7 protein-coding genes and 1 pseudogene are annotated in these 11539 nt (G+C 67.6%); 3 read left to right on the plus strand and 5 right to left on the minus strand.

The window, feature by feature from the left end; genetic code table 11:
- Positions 1–276: 276 nt before the first annotated feature.
- Positions 277–363: pseudogene (locus OIU81_RS42600) on the plus strand (transposase); the annotation flags it as partial.
- A gap of 657 nt (positions 364–1020) precedes the next feature.
- Here the strand turns inward: OIU81_RS42600 and OIU81_RS38370 are convergent.
- From OIU81_RS38370 to OIU81_RS38385, 4 genes are all read right to left on the minus strand, one after another.
- Positions 1021–3015: a tyrosine-type recombinase/integrase gene (locus tag OIU81_RS38370; RefSeq protein ID WP_329142511.1), complete on the minus strand. Its 1995-nt coding sequence runs from the start codon at positions 3013–3015 to the stop codon at positions 1021–1023.
- Positions 3012–4192, minus strand: a protein-coding gene (locus tag OIU81_RS38375) for an IS3 family transposase (protein WP_329142510.1) whose coding sequence is annotated in 2 segments (ribosomal slippage) — positions 3012–3925 and positions 3925–4192 — 1182 coding nt in all. Because the reading frame shifts where the segments join, the coding sequence is not laid out codon by codon here. The genes OIU81_RS38370 and OIU81_RS38375 overlap by 4 nt, the downstream gene beginning before the upstream one ends.
- A gap of 24 nt (positions 4193–4216) precedes the next feature.
- On the minus strand, positions 4217–4639 hold the full coding sequence (locus OIU81_RS38380) for a hypothetical protein (RefSeq protein WP_329142509.1): 423 nt from the start codon (positions 4637–4639) through the stop codon (positions 4217–4219).
- Positions 4636–5706, minus strand: coding sequence for a tyrosine-type recombinase/integrase (locus OIU81_RS38385; protein WP_329142508.1), 1071 nt, complete (start codon positions 5704–5706; stop codon positions 4636–4638). Before OIU81_RS38385 ends, OIU81_RS38380 begins: the two co-directional genes overlap by 4 nt.
- 599 nt (positions 5707–6305) lie before the next feature.
- Between OIU81_RS38385 and OIU81_RS38390 the strand changes: the two genes are divergently transcribed.
- A complete protein-coding gene (locus OIU81_RS38390) occupies positions 6306–9416 on the plus strand; it encodes an Ig-like domain repeat protein (protein ID WP_329142507.1) in 3111 nt (1036 codons plus the stop codon).
- A gap of 741 nt (positions 9417–10157) precedes the next feature.
- On the opposite strand, the gene OIU81_RS38395 is transcribed toward OIU81_RS38390, so the two are convergent.
- Entirely contained in the window at positions 10158–11297 is a 1140-nt protein-coding gene (locus tag OIU81_RS38395) for a Fic family protein (protein WP_329142506.1), read from the minus strand.
- Between the two features lie 34 nt (positions 11298–11331).
- Between OIU81_RS38395 and OIU81_RS38400 the strand changes: the two genes are divergently transcribed.
- Positions 11332–11472, plus strand: coding sequence for a hypothetical protein (locus tag OIU81_RS38400; protein WP_329142505.1), 141 nt, complete (start codon positions 11332–11334; stop codon positions 11470–11472).
- Positions 11473–11539: the final 67 nt, after the last annotated feature.

Below are 11539 nucleotides of genomic sequence, written 5' to 3' on the forward strand. Positions count from 1 at the left end.
TCCTGCGGCGGTCTCCGCTGCGTTCGATGACCCGAATCTGATCGCGCATGCCGGGCTGGTCCCGGTGTTGCGGCTGGCGGAGCGGTGCGGGCTGCCGCGACTGGTGAGGGAGAAGGTGAAGCTGACCGGCACGAGCAACGGCGCGGGTGCGGCGGCGGACGCCAAGGTCACCGGCATCGTCGCGGGCATGGCCGCGGGTGCGGACAGCATCGATGACCTGGCGGTGTTGCGGCACGGGGCGATGCGGGCGATGTTCGGCGGTATTCGTGCCCCGTGCTCAAACGACTCCAATACCGGCCCGCCACCCTCGACGGCTTCATCGCCGGAACCGGCCTCGCCCTCGACATCCCGACGTCACCCTGACAAGCCGAAGTCAGTATACGCCCTCGGTGTGAACATCACCCAGATCTCCGAACGGCTCGGCCTGGACCGCAAGACCGTCCGGCGCTATGCGACGGCGCCCGCACCGCAAGCCCTGCTGGGGCCGTCCCGGCACGTTCACGGACCGCTGCGGCGCTTTCATGTCTACCTCAACCAGCGGTGGAACGAGGGCTGCACCGACAGCAGCCGCCTCTACCAAGAGATCGTGGCCATGGGCTACCGCGGCAGCGACCGCACCGTTCGCCGCTGGCTCGAACCCCTGCGAAGCTCGCCGGCCCCCGCACCAAAACTACCGACAGCACCGAGCGTCCGCCAGGTCACCGGCTGGCTCACCCGCCGACCCGACCGCCTCACCAGCACCGAGGTCCAACACCGAGACCACCTGCTGGCCCGATGCCCCGAACTGGCCACCGTCGCCGGGAGCGTCAGCGACTTCGCCCAGATGATGACCAACCTCGAAGGACACCGCTTGAATGACTGGATCCAAGCGAACGAGCACGTCGAACCCGCGCCCCTGCGGATCTTCGCCCGACATCTGCGACGCGACCTCGACGCCGTCACTGCCGGACTGAGCCTGCCCTGGTCGAGCGGTCGAGTCGAGGGCCACGTGCACCGGATCATTCTGTGGAATCAGAATTGTCAAGCTTGCTGTGCTTTGCCCTGGCGGACGTCGAGTATCGGCAGGAGGGTGGCGCCGACCGGGACGTCGAGCTGTCGGGGTGTTGGTCCGGCGGGGGTGGGGGTGTCGGCGAGTCTGTCGAGGAGGCGGTCGAGCGCGGTCTGGCCGTCGGTGACGGCTGCTTGCTCATCCTCGGTGAGTGGGATCGAGACAGCCATCTTCTGCAAGTTGCCCTTGGCTTCCGGGAGTTGGGCTCTTGTGGAGTCCTTGGGGGTGTAGAAGTCGCAGCGTGCGCAGGCCATGCGGTGCTGGCACTGCTCGAAAAAGGTGTAGGTGCAGTAGCCGTGGCCGAGGTCGTAGTGCTGCCAGGGTTCGCCGGTCGCGGCGGCGCCGGAGGCGACCGCGTCGCGGTCGACCAGGACCTCGATGGTGCGGACGTTCCGCTCGAAGTAGCCAGCTTCGGAGTACGCCTTGGACAGAGTGTTCGGGGTGATCTTCGCGTAGTACTGGGTGGATTGTGGCGATCGGTGGCCGAGCCAGGCTTGCAGCTCGAACAGCGTCATCGGTTCCTTGGCGTTGTAGAGCTGGCTGGCGATGGTGCACCGGGATCGGTGGCTGGTGATGTTCCCGCGGACGTCGGCGTCCGGGACTCCGGCCTTGCGGCAGAGCATCGGGATGATGGTGTTGTTGATGTAGCTGGTGGAGACCCGGCGGGCCCGGACGGCGAACAGCAGCTCGACGTGCTCGCTGGTGCGGCGGTCGGTGAACTTCGGCTGGTCCGGGCGGACGGCCTGCCAGGCGTCGATGGCCTGGCCGAGGATCGGGTCGACCGGCTTGGTGAAGGCGGTGCCGGTCTTGTGGGTTGGGACGTCGAGCAGGCAGACCGCATCGCGGGCCAGCACCTGCTGTGAGTCGCCCGCGATGGGATCTCCGTCGTGCTGCCAGCGGATGCAGCCCAGCCTCAACCGGGCGATCTCGTTGCTGCGTTGGCCGGAGAACAGCCAGGTCAGCGTGACCGCGCGGACCAGTTCGAAGGGGTAGAAGTGCCCGGACCGGGTCTGCGGAAGATCCGCGGGATCGAGGTTGAGACCGGCCCACAACAGCTTCGCCCAGACCTCGTCGGCGATCACGCGTGGATCGGGGCCGAGGAGGGCGGTGATGCTGCGGGGGAGCGCCAGAGCGCGTAGTGGGTCGAACCGGCGGGGCAGCCACTCCCACTCCTGGCAGTCCCGAAAGAAGGTCCGCAGCGCGGTGATCTGCCCGGCCTTGGTGGGCGCCTCCAGCGGCTTGCCGAGCCGGTCCTTGAGACCGACCGCGCGCTGGACGTAGTCGCCGACTTTCATCCGGTCCAGTGCCGCGATCCAGGTCGCGCAGGTCTGCCGGGTCCAGTCGGTGGGATCGGCGGCGTCGGGCTGTTCGGCGGCAATCCACCGGCCGACCCGCAGGAGGGTGGAGCGGATGCTGCCGCGGACGCGCGGGGTGAGGGTGGAGGTGTCGTGCCAGCGGTCGGCCCACTGTTCCCAGATCTTGGCGCCGCCAGTGGCCCGCACCGAGTGGCGGCCGGTGCTCTGCAGGGGCGGCTCGCAGAAACCGAGCTCGGCGACCGCTCGCTGCAGAGCGTGCAGGGTGTTCAGCTGGGAGCCCTCCAGCAGCCGTTCGCGGCGGACCCTGTCGAACAGCGCGGTGCCCATGTCTTCCAGGTGCGGGCTGTGATTAAGCAGAAACAGCTGGCAGGCGACCGCCGGCAGCAGCGTGTCGTCGTCCTGGCCCAGCTGATAGCCCCAGGTGCGAAGGACCGTGCGGATGCGGGTGATCTCGCTGGTGACGCGGTCGCGTCCGAAGATCCGCCAGGACAGCGTGAGACGTTGGAAACTGCTGAGCCGGTGGAACTCGTTGAAAGAGCCGAGCAGGTAGGCGTGCGCCGCGAGGTAGGGGCGGACTTCGTCCCCGGCCCAGCCGGGTGCGTGCTGGCGGAACTCGGGGCCTTCCCCGTGATCGTGGACACCGGTTGTCATGCGGCGGTGGCCAGCGTAGTTGATCGCTGTTCGTAGGTGATCGGGCTGATCTGGCCGAGGCGGGAGTGCCGTCGGCGGGTGTTGTAGCGGGTCGCCCAGCGGAAGACCGCGGGGCGGGCCTCACTGGCCCCGTTCCACCGCTTGCGGCCCTGGAGCGTTTCGCGCTTCATGGTCGCGTTCAGACTCTCCGCGGCGGCGTTGTCCGCACTTGTGCCGACCGTGCCTCGCGATCTGGTCACGCCCAGCTCCGAGCAGACCTGGGCGAACTCCTTCGACACATATTGCGCCCCGTTGTCGCTGTGAAATATCGCCCCGCGCAGGCCGTCCCCGCCGCGGGCCCTCGCTGCGGCCCTGAGCGCGTCGGTGACCAGCGAGGTCCGCATGTGGTCGGCGATCGACCAGCCCGTCAGGCGTTTCGAGCACAGGTCCAACACCGTTGCCAGATAAAGGAATTGGCCGTTGCCGATCGGGAGATAGGTGATGTCGCCCACGTACTTGGTGTTCGGCACCGGGGCAGCAAAGTCCCGCTGGAGCAGGTCCGGCACCGGTGTCGCCGACGGCTCGGGAATGGTGGTGCGGACCTTCTTGCGCAGGTGCAGCCCGACGATGTGGAACTTGCGCATGACGCGCTCGACCCGCTTGTGATTGACCGGCTTCCCGGCCTCCTTCAGCTCGGCGGTGACGCGCGGAACCCCATAGGTGCCGTCCGATTCCTGATGGATCCGGTTGATGCGCTCGGCGAGCTCGGCATCCGCCCTCGCCCGGCTGGCCCGCGCGGATGCGCCGGCCAGCCACCGGTAGAAGCCGGAACGCGAGACCGCGAGTATCCGGCACAGCCGCTTGACGCCGAAGGCGCCACGGTGATCCTCGACGAACTGGAAGCGGCTGCTCACCAACTGGTCTCCGCCGCAAAATACTTCGCGGCCCTCCGCAGGATCTCCCGCTCGAGCTCGAGTTCCTTCACCCGCGCCCTCAGCTGCCGGTTCTCCTTCTCCATCGCGGTGGCCTCCACCGCCCCGGGCCGGGCGGCCTGCTCGGCATCCCGCACCCACGTGCGGAGCGTCTCGTGGTTGACGCCCAGGTCCTTGGCCACCGACGCGTACGTCCCACCCGGGCTCGAGTGATACAGCGCGACGGCATCGGCCCGGAACTCAGGCGAGTACTTCGACGTCCCCAACGGGAACTCCTGTCCTATGGATCATCACGATCCAATGATCAGGGTGTCCACGCTCAAGGGGAAACGCCCCTCGGCCTGGGTGCGGCCGAGTAGACGGGTCCATTCCTGCATGGTCCAGCCCCAGTAGGCCCGTCCGGTCTCCGCGCTGTGCGTCAGCAGCAGGGCGATCACGTCGAGCATGGCCCGTCGGCGGTGCGGGGTGGGCGGCGAGTCGAGTGCGGCGTTGACCGCCTCGAGCGGTCCCAACAGCCGTGCGATCACGCGCCAGCCCGGTGCGGCCGGGTCGTGGTACTGCAGCCGGCGCAGATTGCGCACGCCGAGCTCGAGAACGGCCCGTGCCTCAACAGGACGGACCGCGACGGTCGTGTCGTAGCGGCCCGGGACGATCGGCCAGGACCAGCGACCACCGGCGTCCTCAGTGGCGATGACCAGCGACGGTGCACTCACCGCGACACCTCCGCCGTCGCGCCGGCCGGGGCGATGAGCATCTGTATTCGCCAGGCGTGAATATGGTCCATGCCGCGGGCCAGCTTTTCCGCCAGGTCCCGGCCGGAGAGGTGGATGTACTGGAGCGTGGAGTCGGTGTGACGGTGTCCGGCAAACGACGCGATCGCGTGCAACTCCCAGCCCATGCGGGCCAGATCGGTCAGACACAGGTGCCGGGTGGTATGCGTGGAGAACCGCTCGACGCCGGAGGTCAGCGCGATCCGTCGGACCACCTTTGACCAGGTCCACAGGCTCAGCGGCTGGGCGTGATTGCGCCGCGACTCCGACAAGAACAGCGGCCCTCGGGCCCGGCTGATCCGGGCGCGGTGGGCGAGGTAGTCCGACAGCAGTATCCCGGTCGGTGCCGAGTAGGGCACCACCCGCTCCAGCCGGTTCTTCGTTGTTTCCGCCCGTATGCGCAGCGTGCGGTGGGCCGGATCGACGTCGTCGGTCCGCAGTGAGCACAGTTCCTCGCGGCGCAGGGCGGCGTCGTAGGCCAGGGCGAGCATCACGCGGTTGCGTACGGGCTCGCGCTTGGCTATCTCCAGGACGCTGAGCCACTGCTGTTCTCCGGGAATCCACGGCAGCTTCGTCAGCCGGGGCACCAGGCCGCGCTGCGGACCGCCGTTCCGTCGGCCGGGGGTGTACCGACCGCGGCCGACGGGGTTGGATTCCCGCAGCCCCTCTTCCATGAGGAAGTCGTAGAACAGGCGGACCGGCACGAGCCGTTGCTGGATCGTCGCGTTCGCCAGTCCCGCCCCCGAGTCGATCGAGATCACGTTCGCGCCCCGGCGGTGCGGCCGCGAGCTCAACTCCCGTACGTAGACGGCGACATGGGAACGGTTCGCGGTGACCGGATCGACATCCTCCCGCTCGCACATCAGCAGGTATTCGGCCAGTCCCCGCCCGTACGCGTCGATCGTGCGTGGCGCACGTCCGAGATCCGTCCAGACCGTCAGCCAGGCCGCCGCCTGCGCGTGCCGGCCGAGCACCGGCCACTTCTCTGTGAGCACCGTCGTGCCGCTCAAGCCATCTCCCAAGTCCGTGGTTACACCGGGAAGACATGATCACCCCGGCAGATTCCACGTAACTTTTAAAAAGGCAAGGCTATGGACGAGCGAACCTCGACCTCCTGCGACGCCGGATCATCCTCACCCCATGAACAGGGTCACACCCCGTCACGCCTCCCCGAAATGTTGATCAGACCCGCTTTACACGTCCGCCGCCTTTTGACCGGCATGACTCCCAACTTCCCCTGCAGTCACGGTCTCTACGCTGTGAGGGAAGGTCGGTCTCGTCGGCTGTGCAGGTGGGGGATTTTGCTGTCTCTCTCTGGTGCTGTGGGGCTCTGCGTTGTGGAGAGTTGGGCGGGGGTGGTGGGCCGGTCGGGTGAATGTGCGTCTGAAGGGTTGGTTGACTGTCGTGCCAGATGCCTAATGGATGTGAACCGGTGGGCTGCCCATCCCTCCTGGATGAGCAGCCCACTATGCGATCATTCGGTTCGTTCGTGCTGTGTGGTGCCGCCCTTTCGGGAGCAAGGCGTTCTGGTGCCGACGTCATCTGGCGTTGTCCGTACTATGGCCGCATGGGCAGTGCCGCTCAGAGCGAATCGAGAGGCTCCCTGACCATGAACACAAACCCACAACTGTGGCTGCCGCCGCAGATCTCCGCTCTTCTCGTCCAAGGGCAAGCAGCTGCAGGGCTGGCCGCGCTCGGCGCCGGGAGCGTGGCTGGAGCGCAGCAGCACATGGCGCTGCTCGCCGCTATCACCCTCCCCGCCGGCACCAATCCGCGGGCGGTGGCGGTGGCGCCCAATGGCAACGTCTACGTCGCCAACCAATCCTCGAACGATGTGACGGTGATCGACAGTGTCACCAACACCGTCACCGCCACCCTCCCCGCCGGCAACGGTCCGTTTGGGGTGGCGGTGGCGCCCAACGGCATCGTCTACGTCGCCAACAATGGCTCGAACGATGTGACGGTGATCAATAGTGTCACCAACACCGTCATCACCACCCTCCCCGCCGGCACCAATCCGACTGCGGTGGCGGTGGCGCCCAACGGCAACGTCTACGTCGCCAACCAATCCTCGAACGATGTGACGGTGATCGACAGTGTCACCAACACCGTCACCACCACCCTCCCCGCCGCCGGCAGTCCCCTGAACGTGGGGGTGGCGCCCAACGGCAACGTCTACGTCGCCGGCATCTCGGGCAGTGTGACGGTGATCGACAGTGTCACCAACACCGTCACCACCACCCTCCCCGCCGGCACCAATCCGAGTGGGGTGGCGGCGGCGCCCAACGGCAACGTCTACGTCGCCAACAGTGGCCCGAACGATGTGACGGTGATCGACAGTGCCACCAACACCGTCACCACCACCCTCCCCGCCGGCAGCACTCCGAGTGGGGTGGCGGCGGCGCCCAACGGCAACGTCTACGTCACCAACCAACTCGGCGGTGTGACGGTGATCGACAGTGCCACCAACACCGTCACCACCACCATCCCCATCCCCTTCGGCAACGTGCCGCGGGCGGTGGCGGTGGCGCCCAACGGCATCGTCTACGTCGTCAACAATGCCTCGGGCGATGTGACGCTGATCGACAGTGCCACCAACACCGTCAGGACCACCCTCCCCGCCGGCACCCAGCCAATCCGGGTGGCGGTGGCGCCCAACGGCAACATCTACGTCACCAACGAGACCTCGAATGACGTCAGTGTGTTTCCGCCGGTCCCGCATCTGATCTTCCTCAGTCCGGCGCAGGGAGTGCCCGCAGGGGGCAATACGGTGACCATCACGGGCACTGACCTGACCGGCGCGACACAGGTGCTGTTCGGGGCCACGCCGGGAACGAGCATCGTGGTGAGCCCGGGTGGTATGTCGCTGACGGTGACGGCTCCTGCGGGGTCGGGCACCGTGCCGGTGACCGTGACCACTCCCGGTGGGCCGAGCAACGCGCTGAACTACACCTTCACGGCGCAGCCGACGTCGTCGACGGTGGTGTCGGTGAGCCCGAATCCGGTGCCGTGCGGTCAGCCGGTGACCCTGACGGCGCAGGTGTCCACAGTTCCACCCGGTGGCACTCCCGTTCCGACGGGAACGGTGACCTTCATCATCAGCGATGACGGCCCGGCACTGACCGGCACTCTGGACCCGACCGGCCAGGCCACCGTCACTCTCAGCACCCCACTTGATGCCGGCACACACCAGGTGTCGGCCGTCTACAGCGGCGACAGCAACTACCTCGGCTCAGGCTCGCCTCTCGCCCCACTGACCGTCACCCCATCAGCGACCACCACGACCGTCACGGCGACACCGAATCCCTCCGGTCCGGGACAGTCAGTGATGGTCTGCGCCCAGGTTGCGGCGACCGCTCCTGGTGCGGGGGTTCCGGTCGGCAGCGTGGTCTTCACCGGCCCCGGCGGGCTGAATCAGACCGTGCCGGTGGACCCCACCGGACAGGCGTGCTTCACCTCCAGCACCTTGTCGGCTGGCACCATCACCGCCGCCTACAGCGGCAATACGTGCTTCACACAGTCCACCGGTACCGTTGACATTGTTCAGACTCCGGCCGGCACCACCACCACGGTGACGGCCACTCCCAACCCCTCCACCTGCGGGCAGGCGGTGACCGTGTGCGCGCAGGTGGCCACCGCACCTCCCAGCGCCACCATCCCCACCGGCAGCGTGGTGTTCACCGGCCCCGGCGGCCTCAACCAGACCGTGCCGGTGGATGGCACCGGGCAGGCGTGCTTCACCTCCACCACCCTGACCTCCGGCACCATCACCGCCACCTACACCCCCACCGGACCGTTCACCGGCTCGACCGGCAACGTCACCGTCACCGTCAACCAAATCCCCTCCACCACCACCGTCACCGCCACCCCCAACCCCTCCACCCCCGGACAGACGGTGACCGTCTGCGCCCAGATCACCGTCCCGCCCGGTAATCCCACCCCGACCGGCACCGTCTTCTTCAGCGGCCCCGGCCTGAGCCAAAGCGTGCCCGTCGATGGCACCGGACAGGCGTGCTTCACCTCCACCACCCTGACCTCCGGCACCATCACCGCGGTCTACACCGGCAACACCTGCACCACCGCCTCAACCGGTGCCGTCACGGTGACGGTCCAATCACCCTCCAGCTGCCTGATCACCGTGACACCCCCGGCCGGTACGGTCACGGTGGGCCAGCCCACCACCGTGTCCGCCACGGTCACCTGCAACGGGGCGCCGGTGCCGAACGCGGGGGTGACGTTCACCAGCAACGGTGCGATCATCGGCTTCGCGCTCACCAACGCCTCCGGGGTGGCCACCAGCCCGGTCATCTTCACCACCCCCGGCGCCAACACCCTCATCGCCACGGTCACCGCCACCGGAACCGCCTGCACCTGCACCAACGTCACCTCCACACCGGTCACCGTCACCGTCCAGCCCTCCGGCGGTACGTTCAAGGCGCAGCCGGCCTGCTACACGCTGGACTTCCCCCCGCTGCCCTGGTCCTTCGCCCACACCACCCTCACCGCCACCGGCGCCACCCCCGGATCAACCGTCACCTTCCACTCCGACGGACCCAGCGGACCCGTCCTGTGCACCGCCGTGGCCGACACCTTCGGCAACGCCACCTGCCTCGCCCACCTCACCGTCTTCCAACTCGCCTCCGGCTACACCGCAACCACCCCCGTCCCCGGAGGATTCCTCACCTCCTCCAACACCCTCACCCCCTGCATCATCAGCTGACGATGCCTCTGGCGTACACGTGAACGTGCACAGCCGGAAGCCCGCGGCACTCACCTGAACCGCCTGACCCAACCGGGCTGGCGAACAACCCAACACAAGAGCCGTCCCCCGTAACGCAACTACGGGGGACGGCTCGTGCCGCAAAAACAGGCCCACAAACACCACAGCGAGCCCAGACCAGGCACCCCCGGACCCACCAATCGGACGGACGGATGCCTGCGCCCTGGACGCCGCCACCTGACCACGACCGGCCCCTCCTCCTCCAGCGGCCGGCCCACGGGACCCACAGAGCCAAGTGGTCAGGCAGGCGCCGACCGCAAGGAGCGTCCGGCTGCCCACCGCAACGCAGGAAGCGCCGAACAGCCGGCGCCTGACCACAGGCTCTCCCACACCACAGCGCGGTACACGCAGGAACTAAGTTATGGGGTCATGTGCTCTTGTGACTCCGGCTCGTGGGGAATGCCTCGGGTAACGTCTCCTGGCCTCAGCCCGTTGAGGAAAGCCCCCAACGTGGGCTGAGGGCTCCGCTTCGTAATGGCAGCGGAGCCCTGCCCATGAGCGGACGCCCCAGGTGCGTGCCCCCAACGCCGTCGCACACCCCACCGTCCGCGCCCGCTCTCAACGCGCGGCCCGCCGCACTGGAAGGCCGCGCTGAACGCCTTCTCGATCTACTTCCAGGACCGCATTACCCTCAAGCGAAACCCCACGACTTACACGGAGTCACTGACACGCCCTCGAGGTTTAGGCGTAGGGGTTGGTGATGGTGTGCGGGCGCTGGGCGGTGGCCAGGACGTTCTCGGGGAAGCGGGGGCCGGCGACGTAGTGGCGGCCCTTGGTCTGCCCCACCGCCGTCAGCAGCCCCGCCTTGGTCAGGGCCTGCAGGTCCCGGGTGGCCTGCTGGGTGTTGATGCCCTCGGCCTTCTCGTAACGAGAGCGCCGCACCCGCCCGACCATCGCCACCTCGTGCAGCGCGGTGATCTGCCGCTCCGTCACCCCGAAGGTGTCGGCGGCCTCCATGAGCTGCATCCAGCAGTCGTTGGAGCGGTCGACGCGGCGCTGCACCCGCTGGGTCTGCTGGTGGTAGGCGAGCAGGTTGAACCGGATCCACGGCCCGGTGTCGCGCTGAGGTGAGTAGACCGGGCCGCCGACCTCGCGCAGCACCTTGTAGTACTCCCAGGTGTTGCCCGGCATGCCCAGCCACTCCTCGATGGAGGAGAACTCCGGCGCCAGCACTCCGCCACGGGCGATGACCAGCGTCTGCAGGGAGCGGGACATCCGCCCGTTCCCGTCCGACCACGGGTGGATCTTCACCAGGTTCAGGTGCGCCATCGCCGCCTGCACCAGGACGTGGGCGTCCAGGTCGCCGTCGTTGAGCCAGTCCACCAGCTCGCCCATCAGGCCCGGCAGCAGGTCGACGTCCGGGCCTTCGTAATCGGTGGCCAGCTCATCGCCGGGGGCGGTGATGCGGATCGCAGTGCGACGCCACTGGCCGGCCACCCGCAGTCGATGGTGGTGGCCCTGCAACATCCAGTGCAGCGAGTTGAACAACTCCTTGCTGTAGCTGAAGTCGCCTACGTTGTGCAGGGACTGGATGTAGGTCATCGCCTGCTGGTAGGCCAGCGTCTCGGCCTTGTTCTCCTCGCTGGCATCCACCGCATCGCGTTCGCCGTCCATCAGGTCCGCGACATCCTTCGCATCGACCTGGTAACCCTCGATGGTGTTGGACGCCGCGATCGCGCTGGCCGTCAGCGCCTTGCGCAGATCCTGCGTCCACTTCGTCGGCACCTGCTGCACCGCGTGGCGCAGCTGCTCCTGCAGGGAATCGATCTCCTCCAGGACCCGGCGGTCGTCGGTGGTGAGGTGAGGCGTCTGATACAGCATAAGTGAATGATACCTGACTCCTATCATTCCTTCAATGCTGCAGCTTCATCACCGTCCGTCCACGATGAACATGAACTCGCCCAGCTCGACGAGCAGGGCCACCGGCCTGCCGACCATGCTGGTCACTGGTCAACACACCAGGTCAACGAAGCGTCTGCTGGACTGGATGGAGTGACAGGCGGCGCGGGGCAGCCGAGCAGGCGGCGCGACCATGTAACGGACCGGCGAACCCGAGCTGAGCG

Origin of the sequence: Streptomyces sp. NBC_01454, from assembly GCF_036227565.1 — a bacterium.
Taxonomy (GTDB): Bacteria; Actinomycetota; Actinomycetes; order Streptomycetales; family Streptomycetaceae; genus Streptomyces.

Coding starts and splice junctions, on each gene's coding strand:
- OIU81_RS38400 (WP_329142505.1), top strand. CDS start 11,332: ATGCTGCAGCTTCATCACCGTCCGTCCACGATGAACATGAACTCGCCC.
- OIU81_RS38390 (WP_329142507.1), top strand. CDS start 6,306: ATGAACACAAACCCACAACTGTGGCTGCCGCCGCAGATCTCCGCTCTT.
- OIU81_RS38370 (WP_329142511.1), bottom strand. CDS start 3,015: ATGACAACCGGTGTCCACGATCACGGGGAAGGCCCCGAGTTCCGCCAG.
- OIU81_RS38395 (WP_329142506.1), bottom strand. CDS start 11,297: ATGCTGTATCAGACGCCTCACCTCACCACCGACGACCGCCGGGTCCTG.